General features: G+C 70.5%; 16 protein-coding genes. 6 read left to right on the forward strand and 10 right to left on the reverse strand.

All coding sequences use genetic code 11. From position 1 onward, the window contains the following. Positions 1-97 precede the first annotated feature (97 nt). Positions 98-1,693: a beta-N-acetylhexosaminidase gene (locus ACFVT2_RS15420; RefSeq protein WP_390017226.1), complete on the forward strand. Its 1,596-nt coding sequence runs from the start codon at positions 98-100 to the stop codon at positions 1,691-1,693. A gap of 157 nt (positions 1,694-1,850) precedes the next feature. Here ACFVT2_RS15420 and ACFVT2_RS15425 read toward each other — a convergent pair whose 3' ends face one another. Genes ACFVT2_RS15425 through ACFVT2_RS15440 form a run of 4 tightly spaced genes read right to left on the reverse strand, consistent with a single transcriptional unit; the run spans position 1,851 to position 7,691 of the window. Continuing rightward, positions 1,851-3,005 carry an acyl-CoA dehydrogenase family protein gene (locus ACFVT2_RS15425; protein WP_390017229.1) on the reverse strand — a complete coding sequence of 385 codons (1,155 nt, stop codon included), beginning with the start codon at positions 3,003-3,005 and terminating at the stop codon, positions 1,851-1,853. A gap of 2 nt (positions 3,006-3,007) precedes the next feature. Next, complete coding sequence (locus ACFVT2_RS15430) at positions 3,008-3,964, reverse strand: hydroxymethylglutaryl-CoA lyase (RefSeq protein ID WP_390017232.1); 957 nt, start codon at positions 3,962-3,964, stop codon at positions 3,008-3,010. Then, positions 3,961-6,051 (reverse strand): biotin carboxylase N-terminal domain-containing protein, encoded by a 2,091-nt coding sequence (locus tag ACFVT2_RS15435; protein ID WP_390017234.1) that lies wholly within the window; start codon positions 6,049-6,051, stop codon positions 3,961-3,963. Before ACFVT2_RS15435 ends, ACFVT2_RS15430 begins: the two co-directional genes overlap by 4 nt. 8 nt (positions 6,052-6,059) lie before the next feature. Continuing rightward, the gene (locus ACFVT2_RS15440; RefSeq protein WP_390017474.1) at positions 6,060-7,691 is read right to left on the reverse strand and encodes a carboxyl transferase domain-containing protein; all 1,632 of its coding nucleotides are present in this window, start codon (positions 7,689-7,691) and stop codon (positions 6,060-6,062) included. A 145-nt stretch (positions 7,692-7,836) separates the two neighbouring features. Here ACFVT2_RS15440 and ACFVT2_RS15445 point away from each other — a divergent pair, with 145 nt between their 5' ends. The 3 genes from ACFVT2_RS15445 (at position 7,837) to ACFVT2_RS15455 (ending at position 10,769) form a co-directional block, all read left to right on the forward strand. After that, positions 7,837-8,493, forward strand: coding sequence for a TetR/AcrR family transcriptional regulator (locus ACFVT2_RS15445; RefSeq protein WP_390017237.1), 657 nt, complete (start codon positions 7,837-7,839; stop codon positions 8,491-8,493). A gap of 96 nt (positions 8,494-8,589) precedes the next feature. Beyond that, positions 8,590-9,747 carry an acyl-CoA dehydrogenase family protein gene (locus tag ACFVT2_RS15450; protein ID WP_390017239.1) on the forward strand — a complete coding sequence of 386 codons (1,158 nt, stop codon included), beginning with the start codon at positions 8,590-8,592 and terminating at the stop codon, positions 9,745-9,747. Positions 9,748-9,854: 107 nt separating this feature from the next. Then, complete coding sequence (locus tag ACFVT2_RS15455; RefSeq protein WP_390017476.1) at positions 9,855-10,769, forward strand: acyl-CoA thioesterase; 915 nt, start codon at positions 9,855-9,857, stop codon at positions 10,767-10,769. On the opposite strand, the gene ACFVT2_RS15460 is transcribed toward ACFVT2_RS15455, so the two are convergent. From ACFVT2_RS15460 to ACFVT2_RS15485, 6 genes are all read right to left on the reverse strand, one after another. Beyond that, positions 10,702-11,247 (reverse strand): GNAT family N-acetyltransferase, encoded by a 546-nt coding sequence (locus tag ACFVT2_RS15460; RefSeq protein WP_390017242.1) that lies wholly within the window; start codon positions 11,245-11,247, stop codon positions 10,702-10,704. The two genes, ACFVT2_RS15455 and ACFVT2_RS15460, sit on opposite strands and share 68 nt — an antisense overlap. Continuing rightward, complete coding sequence (locus tag ACFVT2_RS15465; protein ID WP_390017245.1) at positions 11,247-11,999, reverse strand: hypothetical protein; 753 nt, start codon at positions 11,997-11,999, stop codon at positions 11,247-11,249. Before ACFVT2_RS15465 ends, ACFVT2_RS15460 begins: the two co-directional genes overlap by 1 nt. Positions 12,000-12,028: 29 nt before the next feature. Beyond that, on the reverse strand, positions 12,029-12,634 hold the full coding sequence (locus tag ACFVT2_RS15470; RefSeq protein WP_390017248.1) for a DUF6875 domain-containing protein: 606 nt from the start codon (positions 12,632-12,634) through the stop codon (positions 12,029-12,031). Between the two features lie 83 nt (positions 12,635-12,717). Further along, positions 12,718-13,131 carry a hypothetical protein gene (locus ACFVT2_RS15475; protein WP_390017251.1) on the reverse strand — a complete coding sequence of 138 codons (414 nt, stop codon included), beginning with the start codon at positions 13,129-13,131 and terminating at the stop codon, positions 12,718-12,720. A 99-nt stretch (positions 13,132-13,230) separates the two neighbouring features. Beyond that, positions 13,231-13,437 (reverse strand): hypothetical protein, encoded by a 207-nt coding sequence (locus tag ACFVT2_RS15480; RefSeq protein ID WP_390017253.1) that lies wholly within the window; start codon positions 13,435-13,437, stop codon positions 13,231-13,233. Further along, positions 13,434-13,757: a hypothetical protein gene (locus ACFVT2_RS15485; RefSeq protein ID WP_390017255.1), complete on the reverse strand. Its 324-nt coding sequence runs from the start codon at positions 13,755-13,757 to the stop codon at positions 13,434-13,436. Before ACFVT2_RS15485 ends, ACFVT2_RS15480 begins: the two co-directional genes overlap by 4 nt. Before the next feature lie 174 nt (positions 13,758-13,931). On the opposite strand from ACFVT2_RS15485, the gene ACFVT2_RS15490 reads away from it, so the two are divergent. Next, on the forward strand, positions 13,932-15,215 hold the full coding sequence (locus ACFVT2_RS15490; RefSeq protein WP_390017258.1) for an XRE family transcriptional regulator: 1,284 nt from the start codon (positions 13,932-13,934) through the stop codon (positions 15,213-15,215). Further along, positions 15,212-15,745, forward strand: a complete 534-nt coding sequence (locus tag ACFVT2_RS15495; RefSeq protein ID WP_390017260.1) for a GNAT family N-acetyltransferase — start codon at positions 15,212-15,214, stop codon at positions 15,743-15,745. Before ACFVT2_RS15490 ends, ACFVT2_RS15495 begins: the two co-directional genes overlap by 4 nt. Positions 15,746-15,760: the final 15 nt, after the last annotated feature.

The raw sequence follows: 15,760 nt of genomic DNA on the forward strand, positions 1-15,760 counted from the left end.
TCGCTCCATGCCATGCGGAACGCGCGCCGCCGGGCGCGCCGCCCGCAGAACGCCCCGCACCACGTGCCGCTGACCAAGCTCGCCGAAGGGACCGTCCATGAGACGACGCAGACTCCTGTTCTCGCTGCTGCTGGTCGCGGCGGCCGGCACGGTGACCGCCGCCGTGCCGTCGCAGGGCGCCGCGGCGCCCGCCGCCACCCCACTGGACCGGGTGATCCCGGCCCCCGCCTCGGTCCGCCCGGCCGGCGACGCGTACACGATCGGCACGGGCACCCGGATCCGGGTGCCCGGCAACTCCGGCGAGGCCCGGCAGATCGCCGGCTACCTGGCCGGGCTGCTGCGGCCGGCCACCGGCTTCTCGCTGCCGGTCACCACCCGCGGCGGCGCGGACGGCATCGTCTTCCGGCTCGGCGGCCGGGACACCCGCGGCCTCGGCGCGGAGGGCTACCGGCTGACCTCCGGCGGCCGCGCGGTCACCATCAGCGCCGCCCGCCCGGCCGGCCTCTTCCACGGCGTCCAGACCCTCCGCCAGTTGCTGCCGGCCGCCGTCGAGAAGAAGAGCCGGCAGCCCGGACCCTGGCGGATCGCCGGCGGGACGATCTCCGACACCCCGCGCTACGCCTACCGGGGCGCGATGCTGGACGTCTCCCGGCACTTCTTCACCGTCGAGCAGGTCAAGCGGTACATCGACCAGCTCGCCCAGTACAAGATCAACAAGTTGCACCTCCACCTCTCCGACGACCAGGGCTGGCGGATCGCGATCGACTCCTGGCCGCGGCTGGCGACCTACGGCGGCAGCACCCAGGTCGGCGGCGGCCGCGGCGGCCACTACACCAAGGACGACTACCGCGAGATCGTCCGCTACGCCGCCAGCCGCTACCTGACGGTGATCCCCGAGATCGACCTGCCAGGCCACACCAACGCCGCGCTCGCCTCGTACGCCGACCTCAACTGCAACGGCGAGGCGCCGCCGCTCTACACCGGCACCAAGGTCGGCTTCAGCTCGCTGTGCGTGCCCAAGAAGGTCACCTACGACTTCGTCGACGACGTCATCCGGGAGATCGCCGCGCTCACCCCCGGCCGCTACCTCCACATCGGCGGCGACGAGGCGCACTCCACCAGCCACGCGGACTACGTCACCTTCATGGACAAGGTGCAGCCGGTGGTCGCCAAATACGGCAAGACGGTGGTCGGCTGGCACCAGCTGACCGGGGCGCACCCGGTCAAGGGCGCCGTCGCCCAGTACTGGGGCTACGACAAGACGGGGGCGGAGGAGCGCGCGCAGGTCGCCGACGCCGCGAAGCACGGGACGGGGCTGATCCTCTCGCCCGCCGACCGGGCCTACCTCGACATGAAGTACGACAAGGACACCCCGCTGGGCCTGACCTGGGCCGGTTACGTGAACGTCCGGCGCGCCTACGAATGGGACCCGGGGACGTACCTGGACGGTGCGCCCGGCTCGGCGGTCCTGGGCGTCGAGGCACCCCTTTGGTCGGAGACCCTGACGACCTCGGCGAACATTGAGTACATGGCCTTCCCGCGGCTGCCCGGCATCGCCGAGTTGGGCTGGTCGCCGGCCCGGACGCACGGCTGGGACGGGTACCGGGCGCGGCTGGCCGCGCAGGGGCCGCGGTGGGACGCCCAGGGCATCCACTATTACCGGGCGCCCGAGGTGGCGTGGCCGGCACGGTGACGGACGCGGGGCGGGGCCGGGAATACCCTCCCGGCCCCGCCCCGTTGTGGCCCCACAGGGGGCGCTGTCACCCCCTAGGGGATCTGTTCGCCCGCCCCCGAGGGGTGTGCCCCATCCGAGGGGTACGCGGGATGCGCCCCACCCGAGAGGTGCTCCCCTAGAAGCCCAACTCCCGGGCGATCAGCATCCGTTGGACCTCGCTGGTGCCCTCGCCGATCTCCAGGATCTTGGCGTCCCGCCACATCCGGGCGACCGGGTACTCGTTCATGAAGCCGTAGCCGCCGTGGATCTGGGTGGCCTCGCGGGCGTTGTCCACCGCGATCTCGGAGGAGTAGAGCTTGGCGAGCGCCGCCTCCTTCTTGAACGGCTCGCCGTGCACCAGCCGGGAGGCGGCGTCGCGCCAGGCCAGCCGGGAGGTGTGGGCGCGCATCTCCATGTCGGCCAGCTTGAACTGGATGGCCTGGTTGGCGCCGATCGGGCGGCCGAAGGCGTGCCGCTCCTTGGCGTACCGCACCGACTCGTCCACACAGCCCTGGGCGAGGCCGGTGGCCAGTGCGGCGATGGCGATCCGGCCCTCGTCGAGGATCCGCAGGAACTGCGCGTAGCCCCGGCCCTCCTCGCCGACGAGGTTGCCGGCCGGGACGCGGACGTCCGCGAAGGACAGCTCACGGGTGTCCGAGGCGTTCCAGCCGACCTTGGAGTACGGGGCGGCGACCGTGAAGCCGGGGGTGCCGGCCGGCACGATGATCGCGGAGATCAGCGGGGAGCCGTCGGCCTTGCGGCCGGTGACCGCGGTGACCGTCACCAGGCCGGTGATGTCCGTACCGGAGTTGGTGATGAAGCACTTGCTGCCGTTGATCACCCAGTCCTCGCCGTCGCGGACCGCGGTGGTACGGGTGGCGCCGGCGTCCGAGCCGCCGTCCGGTTCGGTGAGGCCGAAGGCGCCCAGCAGCTCCCCGCTGCACAGCTTCGGCAGCCACTCCTGCTTCTGCTCCTCCGTGCCGAAGCGGTAGAGCGGCATCGCGCCGAGCGAGACGCCGGCCTCCAGGGTGATCGCCACCGAGGAGTCGACCCGGGCCAGCTCCTCCAGGGCGATGCCGAGCGCCAGGTAGTCGCCGCCCATCCCGCCGTACTCCTCGGGGAACGGCAGGCCGAACAGGCCCATCTGGCCCATCTGGCGGACGATGTCGTACGGGAAGGCGTGCTGCTCGTAGTACGCGCCGATCTCCGGGGCGACGACGTCGTGCGCGAACGCCTCGACCGTGCGCCGGAGTTCTTCCAGCTCGTCGGGCAGGCGGTGGTCCAGGGACATGGTCACTCCTTGGGGGAGAGGGCACGGACGGTGCGCGAGGGGCTGGGGCGGCCCAGGACCCCGGCCAACCAGACGCTGGCCTCGGTCAGCCGCCCCAGGTCGACGCCGGTCTCGATGCCCAGGCCGTGCAGCATCCACACGAGGTCTTCGGTGGCGAGGTTGCCGGTGGCGCTCTTGGCGTACGGGCAGCCGCCCAGGCCGCCGGCGGAGGCGTCGACGGTGGTGACGCCGTGCTGGAGCGCGGCGAAGGTGTTGGCGAGGGCCTGCCCGTAGGTGTCGTGGAAGTGGACGCCCAGCCGGGAGGTGGGCACGCCCGCCTCGTTGAGGGCGGCGAGCAGGTGCTGGACGTGGCCGGGGGTGGCCACGCCGATGGTGTCGCCCAGGCTCAGCTCGTCGCAGCCCAGGTCGAGCAGGGCCCGGCAGACCCGGACGACCTGGGCGATCGGCACCGGGCCCTCCCAGGGGTCGCCGAAGCACATCGACAGGTAGCCGCGGACGTGGATCTTCTCGTCCCGGGCCCGCCGGACGACCGGCTCGAACATCGCCAGCGCCTCGTCGACCGTGCGGTTGAGGTTGGCCTTGGCGAACGACTCGGTGGCGCTGGCGAACACCGCGATCCGGCGGGCGCCCAGGGCCAGGGCACGGGCCAGGCCCCGCTCGTTGGGCACCAGCACCGGCAGCCGCCGCGGGTCCAGCCCGTCCAGCATCGGGAACAGCGCTTCGGCGTCGGCGAGTTGGGGCACCCACTTGGGGTGCACGAAGCTGGTCGCCTCGATCAGCGGCAGGCCGGCGGCGGCCAGCCGGCGGATGAACTCCGCCTTGACCTCGGTGGGCACCACCGCCTGCTCGTTCTGCAGTCCGTCGCGCGGGCCGACCTCGTGGATCCGCACGCGGGTGGGCAGGCCCTCCGCGGGCACCTCCATGGGGAGCCCGGTCACCGGTGCGCCGTCCGTGGTCATGCCGTCACCTCCTCGTCCGTGCCGGGGGTCGTGCCGAGGGCCGTGCCGGGGGCCGTGCCGGCGTCCTCGCCGTCGGCGCTCTCGTGGGGCGCGACGACGGCCAGCACCTGGTCCATGGCGACCGTGCTGCCGGGGGTGACGTCCAACTCGGTGACCGTCCCGGCGTGCGGTGCGGAGATCACGTGCTCCATCTTCATCGCCTCCACCACCAGCAGGCCCTGCCCGGCGGTGACTTCGTCGCCGACGGCCACCTTGACGACGGTGACGGTGCCCGGCATCGGGGCGGCGAGGGTGTCCACCCCGTGCCCGCGGGCCGCCGCGCGCAGCGCCTCGGCCACCGGGTCGTGGTCGGTGACGTGCCAGGCGTCGCCGTCCCGGCCCAGCCAGTCGCCGCCGCGGTGGAAGGTGTGCTGGATGCCGTCGACGGTGAGTCGCACCTCGTCGGCGGTGACCTCGAAGCGCTCCGGGGCGGCGCCGGGCCGGACGTCGTACGCCACCGGGTCCTGCCCGGGGACCCGCAGCCAGTGGCGCACCGGGGCCGGCTCGCCGCCGAGCCGGAAGCCGGTCGGCGCGGCGAACGGGTCGCGCCAGCCGGCCGCGTCCGCCGTCGGCTCCAGGGCCGCCTGCCGGACCGCGGCGGCCGCCGCGTACACCTCGTCCGGCACCGCGTCGCCCACCAGGTCGGCCGCCACCCGCTCGACCAGCCCGGTGTCCAACTCGCCGGAGACCACGTCCGGGTGGGCCAGCAGGCGGCGCAGGAACCCGGCGTTGGTCGGCACGCCGAGGGTGACCGTGGCGGCCAGTGCGGCCCGCAGCTTCCGCAGGGCGCTGGCCCGGTCCGGGCCGTGCGCGATGACCTTGGCGAGCATCGGGTCGTAGCGGCTGCCGACCTCGACGCCCTCGGTGAGGCCGGAGTCGGTGCGCACTCCCCCCGGCTCTCCACTTCGCTCGAACCCGGGGGACCCCCAGTCGCCGCCGGGCTCGCGCAGGGTGAGCACGGTGCCGCCGGTCGGCAGGAAGTCGCGGGCGGGGTCCTCGGCGCAGATCCGGGCCTCTATGGCGTGCCCGGAGAAGGAGAGGTGCTCCTGGGCGTAGGGCAGGTGTTCCCCGGCGGCGATCCGCAGCTGCCATTCGACGAGGTCCAGGCCGGTGATGAGCTCGGTGACCGGGTGTTCCACCTGGAGGCGGGTGTTCATCTCCATGAAGCAGTAGCCGGCCGGGTCCTTGCCGGGGACGATGAACTCGACGGTGCCGGCGCCGCGGTAGCCGCAGGAGCGGGCCGCCTGGACGGCTGCCGCGCCCATCGCGGCCCGGGTGGCCTCGTCCAGCAGTACCGAGGGGGCCTCCTCGATGATCTTCTGGTGGCGGCGCTGGAGGGAGCACTCGCGCTCGCCGAGGTGGAGGACGTTGCCGTGGCCGTCCGCCAGGACCTGGATCTCGATGTGCCGGGGCCGGTCGATCCAGCGTTCCACCAGCAGGGTGTCGTCCCCGAAGGAGGAGCGGGCCTCGCGGCGGGCGGCGGCGATCTCGTCGGCCAACCGGGCGGCGTCCCGGACCAGGCGCATGCCCTTGCCGCCGCCGCCGGCCGACGGCTTGAGGAGTACGGGCATGCCGATCTCCCGCGCCGCGGCGGCCAGTTGTGCGTCGGTGAGGCCGCTGCCGGACGAACCGGGGACGACCGGGACGCCGGCCGCGCGGACCGTCTCCTTGGCCCGGATCTTGTCGCCCATCAGGTCGATGGCGTCCGCGGACGGCCCGATGAACACCAGTCCGGCGTCGGTGCAGGCGCGGGCGAAGCCGGCGTTCTCGGCGAGGAAGCCGTAGCCGGGGTGGACGGCCTGGGCGCCGGTGCGGGCCGCGGCGGCCAGCAGGCGTTCCACGGAGAGGTAGCTCTCGGCGGCCGGGGCCGGGCCGATCCGGACCGCGGTGTCGGCCTCCCGGACGTGTCGGGCGTCGGCGTCCGCGTCGCTGTACACCGCGACCGAGCGGATGCCGAGCGCGCGCAGCGTCCGGATGACGCGGACCGCGATCTCCCCGCGGTTGGCGACCAGGACGGTGTCGAACAGGCCGGTGTCGAAGGTGGTCATAGGTCCTCTCACATCCGGAAGACGCCGAAGCCCGGCGCTGCGCTGTCCCGTTGGGGCAGGGGGGCGTTGGCACAGGCCGTCAGGGCCAGGCCCACTACCTGGCGGGTCTCCAGTGGGTCGATGACGCCGTCGTCCCACAGGCGGGCGGTCGCGTAGTAGGCGTTGCCCTGGGTCTCGTACTGTGCGCGGATCGGGTCCTTGAAGGCGGCCTCGTCCGCGGCGCTCCACTCCTCGCCGCGGGCCTCCAACTGGTCGCGCTTGACGGTGGCGAGGACGGACGCGGCCTGCTCGCCGCCCATCACCGAGATCTTGGCGTTGGGCCACATCCACAGGAAGCGGGGGGAGTAGGCCCGGCCGCACATCGAGTAGTTGCCCGCCCCGTAGGAGCCGCCGACGACGACGGTCAGTTTGGGGACGCGGGTGCAGGCGACCGCGGTCACCATCTTCGCGCCGTGCTTGGCGATGCCGCCCGCCTCGTAGTCGCGGCCGACCATGAAGCCGGAGATGTTCTGGAGGAAGAGCAGCGGGATGCCGCGCTGGTCGCACAGCTCGATGAAGTGGGCGCCCTTCTGGGCGGATTCGGAGAACAGGATGCCGTTGTTGGCGACGATGCCCACCGGGTGCCCGTGCACGTGGGCGAAGCCGGTGATCAGGGTCGTGCCGTACTCGGCCTTGAACTCGGCGAAGCGGGAGCCGTCGACGATCCGGGCGATGACCTCACGGACGTCGTAGGGCGTGCGGGAGTCCACCGGCACGGCGCCGTAGAGCCCGGCGGGATCGGCCTTGGGCTCCTCGACGGGCCGGACGGACCAGGGGAGCGGCGGGCGGTCGCCGAGGGTGGCGACGATGGTGCGGACGATCCGCAGGGCGTGCGCATCGTCCTCGGCGAGGTGGTCGGTGACCCCGGAGGTGCGGGAGTGCACTTCGCCGCCGCCCAGTTCCTCGGCGCTGACCACCTCGCCGGTGGCGGCCTTCACCAGCGGTGGGCCGCCGAGGAAGATCGTGCCCTGGTTCCGCACGATCACCGCCTCGTCGCTCATCGCCGGTACGTAGGCGCCGCCGGCGGTGCAGGATCCGAGGACCGCGGCGATCTGCGGGATGCGGGCGGCGGACATCCGTGCCTGGTTGTAGAAGATCCGCCCGAAGTGCTCGCGGTCGGGGAAGACGTCGTCCTGCATCGGCAGGAACGCGCCGCCGGAGTCGACGAGGTACAGGCACGGGAGGCGGTTCTCCAGCGCCACCTCCTGCGCGCGCAGGTGCTTCTTGACCGTCATCGGGTAGTACGTGCCGCCCTTGACGGTGGCGTCGTTGGCGACGATCACGGTCTCCCGGCCGCTGACCCGGCCGATACCGGCGATCACCCCGGCGGCCGGCGCGGCCCCGCCGTACATCCCGTCCGCGGCCAGCGGCGCCAGCTCCAGGAAGGGGGAGCCGGGGTCCAGCAGCGCGTCCACCCGGTCGCGGGGCAGCAGCTTGCCGCGGGCGGTGTGCCGTGCCCGGGCCTTCTCGCCGCCGCCCAGCCGGGCCGCGGCCAGCTTCGCGCGCAGTTGCTCGGCCAGTTCGCGGTGCGCGGCCTCGTTGGCCCGCCAGGCGTCGGACGCCGGGTCGTCGGTGCTGGCCAGCACCGGTGCCTGCTCGATGGCCTCCATCGCTATGGGCCCCCTCGCTCGGTCGGCTGCCCGCCGGGCGCCACGGGGTGTGTCCCGGAGCCAGGCGGGTTAATAGGCGTTAACCTCATTTCCCTCAGGTTAACGACCACTAACCCGCCTGTCTACAATCGACGGCATGAGTAATGCGCATGCCCCCGCCCCGACCAGCCGCCGCGAGCAGATCCTCAAGGAGGCCGCCCGGCTCTTCGCGGAGCGCGGTTTCCACGGCGTCGGCGTGGACGAAATAGGGGCGGCCGTGGGCATCTCCGGCCCCGGGCTCTACCGGCACTTCGCCGGCAAGGACGCGATGCTCGCCGAACTCCTGGTCGGGATCAGCGAGCGACTGCTGGCCGGCGGCCGGATGCGGGTCGAGGAGGGCGGCGAGAGCCCCGCGGCGGTGCTCGACGCGCTGATCGACGGGCACATCGACTTCGCGCTCGACGACCGCCCCCTGATCACCCTGCACGACCGCGAGCTGGACCGGCTCCGGGAGGCCGACCGCAAGCGGGTCCGGCAGCTCCAGCGGCAGTACGTCGAGCTGTGGGTGGAGGTCGTGAGGCAGGTCCACCCCGAGTCGTCGGAGTCCGAGGTGCGGGCGGCCGTGCACGCGGTCTTCGGCCTGCTGAACTCCACCCCGCACCTGGGCCGCCCGGGCTCGCTCCCGGGCCGGACGGAGATGGCGCGGCTGCTGCACCGGCTGGCGCTGGGGGCGTTCGGGGCGGTGGACGCCGAGGTGCCGGAGGCGGCCGGGGACGGCGCGCGGGGCGTGGTGGCGTCGCGCCGGGCGGGCTGAGGGACTGCCCCCTTCCCCGCTCTGGACAGCTTTGGTGACCGGCGGGTAGCTTTCGCTGAGCAAACGCTTAGTGTGGTGGTGAAGGAGGCCAAGGGCATGCGTCGGACGGTGTTCAACGAGGATCACGAGGCGTTCCGCGAGACCATACGCGCCTTCATCGAGGCCGAGGTCGTGCCCGCCCACGACGAGTGGTACGCCGCCGGCCTGGTGCCCCGCGACTTCTACTACAAGCTCGCCGAGCTGGGCATCTTCGGGATCCGCGTCCCCGAGGAGTACGGCGGCGCCGGCATCGACTCGCACAAGTTCGAGGCCGTGATGTACGAGGAGACCGCCCGTGCCGGCGTCTCCTTCGGCGGCTCCGGCGTCCACGTGCTGCTCGGCCTGCCGTACCTCCAGATGCTCGCCACCGACGCGCAGAAGAAGCGCTACCTGCCCAAGTTCGTCTCCGGCGAGGAGATGTGGGCCCTGGCGATGACCGAGCCGGGCACCGGCTCCGACCTCGCCGGCATGAAGACCACCGCCAAGCTCTCCGCCGACGGCACCCACTACGTCCTCAACGGCTCCAAGACCTTCATCACCGGCGGCGTGCACGCCGACCGCGTCATCGTGTGCGCCCGCACCTCCGCAGCGCGCGAGGACGACCGCCGCCACGGCATCTCCCTCTTCGCCGTCGACACCGCCTCCGAGGGCTACTCGATCGGCCGCAAGCTCGACAAGCTGGGCCTGAAGGTCTCCGACACCGCCGAGCTGGCGTTCGTCGACGTCAAGGTGCCCGTCGAGGACCTGCTCGGCGAGGAGAACAAGGGCTTCTCCTACCTCGGCCGGAACCTGCCCTCCGAACGCTGGGGCATCGCCTTCGGCGCCTACGCGCAGGCCAAGGCCGCCGTCCGGTTCGCCCAGCAGTACGTGCAGGAGCGCACCGTCTTCGGCAAGACCGTCGCCTCCTTCCAGAACACCAAGTTCGAACTGGCCGCCTGCCAGGCCGAGGTGGACGCCGCCGAGGCCGTCGCCGACCGCGCCCTGGAGGCCCTGGACGCCGGCGAGCTGACCGCGGCCGAGGCCGCCTCCGCGAAGCTCTTCTGCACCGAGGTCGCCCACCGCGTCATCGACCGCTGCCTCCAACTGCACGGCGGCTACGGCTTCATGAACGAGTACCCGATCGCCCGCCTCTACGCCGACAACCGCGTCAACCGCATCTACGGCGGCACCAGCGAGGTCATGAAGTCCATCATCGCCAAGTCCATGGGCCTGTAAGGGCGCAAGGGCCCACGCACGTGAACGACGCATCGCACCACGACGCATCGCGCAACGACGCATCGCGCAACGAAGCATCGCGCAACGGCGCATCGCCATCGGACGCCTTGCACGCGCTGCTCGATCTGCTCGACCTGGAGCGGATCGAGCAGGACATCTTCCGCGGCCAGAGCCGGGCCTCGGTGGTACCCCGGGTGTTCGGCGGCCAGGTCGCCGCGCAGGCCCTGGTCGCGGCCGGCCGCACCGTCCCCGCCGACCGTTCCCCAAGCTCTCCACTCCGGTCGAGCAGGGGAGGCCCCATTCCGCACTCGCTGCACGCCTACTTCCTGCGCCCCGGCGACCCGGGCGCGCCGATCGTCTACACCGTCGACCGGATCCGCGACGGACGGTCCTTCACCACCCGGCGGGTGGTCGCCGTCCAGCACGGCAAGCCGATCTTCCACCTCACCGCGTCCTTCCACGCGCACGAGGAGGCGGCGCTGGAACACCAGGAGCCGATGCCGGCGGCGCCGGATCCGCTGACCCTGCCGACCCAGGCCGAACTGCTGCCGCGGTACGCCGACCGGTTCCGCGAACCGGACATGGTCCAGCGGCTGTTGGAGGCCCGGGCCGCCGTCGACCTGCGCTACGTGGAGGAGCCGCCGTTCGGCAGCGTGGGCACGGCACGGGAGCCCCGGTCGCAGGTGTGGTTCCGCACCGACGGCAAGCTGGACGGTCCGGAGGACCTGCCGCTGCTGCACATCTGCCTGGTGACGTACGTCTCGGACATGACCCTGCTGGACTCGATCCTGCTGGCCCACGGCCGCGGCGGCTGGGCGGTGGGCGACGTGGTCGGCGCGAGCCTGGATCACGCGATGTGGTTCCACCGCCCGCTGCGCGCCGACGAGTGGCTGCTCTACGACCAGGAGTCGCCGACCGCGCGAGGCGGCCGGGGGCTGGGCCAGGGCCGCATCTTCACCGCCGACGGGCAACTGGCGGTGTCGGTGATCCAGGAGGGGGTCGTCCGGGTGCCGTGGTCGTAGGGAGCGGTGTACGGCTCCGGGGATGCCACCCGTTGGTCTTGCGGAGGTCGTACAGCAGCCACCCGCCAAAGGTGCCCCGGTAGGTGAACCCGTTCTTTTGCAGGACTCGACCAGAGGCGGTGTTGTCGGGGTGGTGCCGGGCGCCGATGCTCGTCATCCCGGTAGCGGTGAAGGCGTAACGCAGCATGCCGGCGACGGCTTGAGTGGCGTATCCGTGGCCCCATGAGTCCTCACGCAGGACGTAACTGATCGCGGCATGGCTTTCGGCACGGCAACGGAGCCTGACCTTCCCGACCAGGTCATCGTCGACTGCGATGCCGAACACCCAGCGGCCGTGTGGTCCGGTAAGCGCGTCCGACACCATGGTGATGGCCTCGGCAGCGCTGAGTCCTTGACGCTCGATGTACGTCAAGGACGCGCCGCGGTAGATCTTCTGGAGGGCGGGGGCATCTTCCTCGGTGAGCTCTCGTAACTCCATCACCCGGCTACTTCGGCTACGGCGTCGGCGAGTTCGATGGCCGTTGGGCGCTCAGCAGCCCTGCCGAGGAGGACCGGACGCAGAATGCCCTGGAGTGCCGGCCAGGGGGCTGTGGTGTCGAGAGGGATGCGGCGGTTGGCGATGTGGGCGCGAACTTCTGCCGGAGTGAGCTGGGAGGGATCGATTCCCGCCGCGGCGTAGTCCAGTGGCCAGCGACCGGTGATGCACGTCCACAGGGTCCCGGTGAGGGCGTACACCTCCGCGGCCATGCTGGGTGTGACCGGCTGGATGCCGATGTTGATGGATGCGGCCAGTTCCGGTGCCACCAGGTGGGTGAGCCCGCCGCGGAAATCGCTGGTCGGCTCAACACCTTCGCGCCAGGACCAGGAACAGTCGATCAGCCGTACGCCATGGTCGGCGTGGATGCCGTGGCAGGGCTGGAGGTCGGAGTGGACCCAGCCGGAGGCGTGAAGCTCAGCCACGGCCCGGCACAGGTCCACAGCTGCCACGAGGGCGCCTGTCCTTCCGGCGGTCGTACCACGTCGCACAGGCGCGAAAGCCTGCCAGGTCGACGGGCCCTTGAACCAACGGGTCACCAGCCAGGCAAGGGCCTCGTCCTCGCCGGAGGCCAAGAGGTAGTCGGGCCAGCCGATCGCATGCAGGATCGCTGCCTCTCGCCGAGTGGCGGCCGTCCCCTCGTCCTTGCCCGCCTTGACCGCCACCGCCCCATCGGGACCGGTGACCTTCCACACCGCCGCTCCACGCCGGTCGGAGATCTCCTTCAGCTCGACCGGGGTGCCGCAGGTGGCTTCGGCGGTGGCACGGGCCGCTGCGGGGAAAGGAGGGAACTCGCGCATTTCTTCACTGCCTTCCACTCGTACGGGAGATCCCGAAACACATCGCGCCCGTCATCCACCGCTGTGGTGAGCGACTGTGCAAGGTCCGGGGTGTCGGCAAGGAACCGGGCGTCGACAGGACGAATGGCGCAGCGCACAGCGAGGAACGAGAACGGCGGGGCAGGAATGCGGCGTCCCCGTCGGTCGGTGCTCTCCTCATCCGCCCAGAACTTGCCGAACATCAGCCCCACCGGTCCGTAGAGATGCTTCAGCGCCCAGTGCGGCCACGCCATCAGCCCGCGGTGGGCTGTGGTGTCGCCTCCCAGAAGCACGATGTTCTCGCACACGAGCGCGCCGTGCCGACGGTTCGTCAACGGACGTATCCACTCGGCGGCCTGCACGCCTGCGTGGAACACCTCGGCTTCAGTCTCGACTGCCTGGGCGTCCCCGGAGATCTCGTACACCGTCCAGCCCGTTAGCTCTCGTGCCACCGACGGTGCGAGAAAGGGGCAGTGAGAGGCCACAGCACGGACGTACTCGTTGACGTCCACCGTCAGAGGTTCGCTGGTTCTGCTCTCGACGAGACGGAGCGCCCCAGCGGTAGGCCGGGACGCTCCGCCGATGCATGGGTTGATCACCGGATGGTGACCTTCTGCGGTTGTGGGACGGTTTCGGGGTCTCCCGGCGCGGGCGAGCAGTTCCACGCGGCCCAGACTTCACCGGTTTTCCTGTAACGGGCTGCGGCCTCGTGGTTGACCGTTCCGTCTGCGTCGGTGAACCAGATGTCAGGGAGCGGGCCGAACAGCTTCTCGTATGTGGCGATCCAGGAGACGCGTCCGGTCCCACAACTGCTGACGTGCTCAAGGGGCTGCCCGGCGTGCCGACTGCTGAACTCGACGTATTCAGGAGAGCCCAGCAGCCGATGCCATTCGGCATCGATGGCAGCGGAGAACATCTCCGGAGTTGCGTGACCTTTCTCGAACTCACCGACGCTGACCATGAAGAACTTTCCCAGCTCTACCCGCTCAGGGGTTTGTGTAGGACTCATGCTGTGCTCCTCTCAATGGTTGTTCGCGAAGGGGTTTGTTGATCCCCCTTTGACCGTTGTCCTCTTCCCGGTGGAGCGGGAGTTGGGGGACTGCTTTTCTCATTGGAAGTCATCGGCGGCGATTCGCTCGTCTCGGGTCCGCCTGACCGTCAAAGTGGTCAGGTCCTGCACCGGCCATTCCTGGATCCCTGGCTTTCGCAGGTAAGGGATGCCCTTGCGGATGTCGGTCACGATGGCCAACCGCCCCTGGGCGTATTCGACCTCATCTCCGACTTCCGGCAGTTTCTTGAGTTGCTTGGGACTCACAGCGCGGCCTCTGTGCTCGCGGGGACGCCGAGCAGGACGGCGCACAACCGGCAGGCATGCCGCCCGTCAGGACCGCTGACCTTCTCCCGTGCCAGGCTGTAGACGCAGTGGCAGCGCGGGCACGCATTGCCCGTGATCTCGTCGACCGTCCACATCTTCAGGGAGGGAACGGCGTCCCATCCGGCGGGGTCGCCCTGCTGACGGCGGAGTGCGTTGGCTTCGGGCGGCAGGGGTTTGGCGTCGATCCGTAAGGCGTCTGCCGCACGCGGGGGCGGAGCGGCATCCGCGCGGGCGCGGCGGGCGGTTGAGTCAGTCGACATCGTGGTTCAGTCCTCCAGGCGCTGCTGACGCGGAGACAGATGGCTTATGACGAGCTAACGCCGTGCCGGGGCGAGGTGATTAGGGAGATTGGGCTGTGCTTCGGCACAGCCCCTAGGGCGATTTGGCTGGCCCTTTGGCTGACGATTTGGTGATCGCGGGACTACCGTGCGTACGTGAACACCTCGCGGAACACGGCGCTTGAGGCTTGGATGAAGGAGCACGGCTACAGCTCTAACTCGCTGGCAGAGGCTGTGAATTCGACAGTTGGCGACCTCACCGGCAGAGTCGGAGGACTGGACGGCTCATCGATCCGTGACTGGAAAGCGGGCCGGGTGCGGTGGCCCAAGTCGGCGACCCGGGTCGCACTGGAGAAGGTCACCGGCCTGCCTGCCACCGCTTTAGGGTTCGTACCGCGGGGCCGTGCCCCGTCGCCCGTGCCCGAAACAACGCCGGAGGTCGCCGTGGAACGTCGTCGTTTCATCGCCGCCGGGACGGCCTTAGCCGCTGCCTCGGCCACACCTGCGTTCGCCTCCAGCCATCGCATCGGAACAAGTGACGTCGTCCGGCTCCAACAACGCTTTACCGAGATCATCGTGAGCGATCACCGCCACGGCGGTCGGCTCGGCATCGAGCAGAAAGCTGCGGCGCTCGCCAAAGAGGCCCTGGCCTTGCAGAATTCCGGGAGCGCGAGTCAGCGGGTCCGCGCTTACGTCTACGGATGCGCGGCGGCATTCCGGTCCTCGGCGATGTGGGCGGCCATCGACGGTCGACGTTACGACGACGCGATCGCTCACATGCGGGAAGCGCAATCCCTTGCCGAATTGGCAGCCGACCCTGCCATCAAATTCCGTATCTGGTCACATGCTGGGACGCTGTACCGACACATGGGACGCCCAGTCGAAGCTCTAGCTGCGAATGACGTTGCCCGAAGCCTCTCCATCGCGCGTCGCGATCCACTGTTCGCTTCCCTCGGCTTGGCCAGGCAGGCTGCCATTCAAGGCGTTGCAGGGAATGTCACGGTTACCCGGCGCGGCTTCGACCAAGCCCAGGATGCGATGGACCGCGCCGATCCCAGTGCCGACCGTCCCGTGTGGATGACCTCGTTCTACGACCAGGCAGAGCTGGATTCTCTTGCGCTCACCGGCTACCTGGCACTTGGTGAATACGAGACGGCCGAAGCGCATGCGCACCGGTGTTTGGCGGCTCTCCGGCCCCATATGCAACGGTCGAAGGCCATCGCCACCACTCGCCTGGCATGCGCCCAACTTGGTCAAGGTGACGTGGAACCGGCTGTCTCCACCGCCATGTCGATCTCTGTCGATATTGCTGCCCACCACCCGCGGGTCGCCCGGATGCTCCGCGGCTTCAACACCAAGATTCACGCCCTGGCACCGGACAGCTCGGCCGCCCGCATGTGGAGCCAGTGCACGCACGCCACCCGGAAGGAATCGGCATGACGTCCACCATCGAGCTACGTACGTTCCACTCGTTCGAACCGGCCCGGCAACATCTCCTGGATGTGTATGCCGATGTCCGCGCCGACCTCCTGCATCTTCCGAACTACGCCGTCTCGGCCTTCGCGGAGCGCCTTGACCGCCACTCCGAGGAACCTGGCTGGGTAGCTGTCCTCGCCTATGAGCACGGCAATCCCATTGGGTATGCGTACGCCAACACCGTCGACTCTGAAGACCGTTGGTGGAAGCGCGTCGCGCCTAACCCGCCGGCTGAATACACCGACCGGCATGCGGTGGCCCTGAAGGAAATCGGTGTCCGCATCCCCTGGCGCGGCACCGGCGCCGCCCGGCGCATCCACGATGCCCTTCTCGCCGACCGTGACGAGCCGTACGTCACCCTCATGGTCAACCCTGCCGCCGGAGACGGAAAGGTGCACCGCCTCTACGAAATCTGGGGATACGAAGACATCGGCCGGAGCCGGCCCTCAGCAGCCTCGCCGGTCCTGACCGTGATGATCAGGGCGGTGCGCTGATCCTGGCGCCACCGA

This window comes from Streptomyces sp. NPDC058000 (assembly GCF_042886435.1).
Taxonomy (GTDB): Bacteria; Actinomycetota; Actinomycetes; order Streptomycetales; family Streptomycetaceae; genus Streptomyces.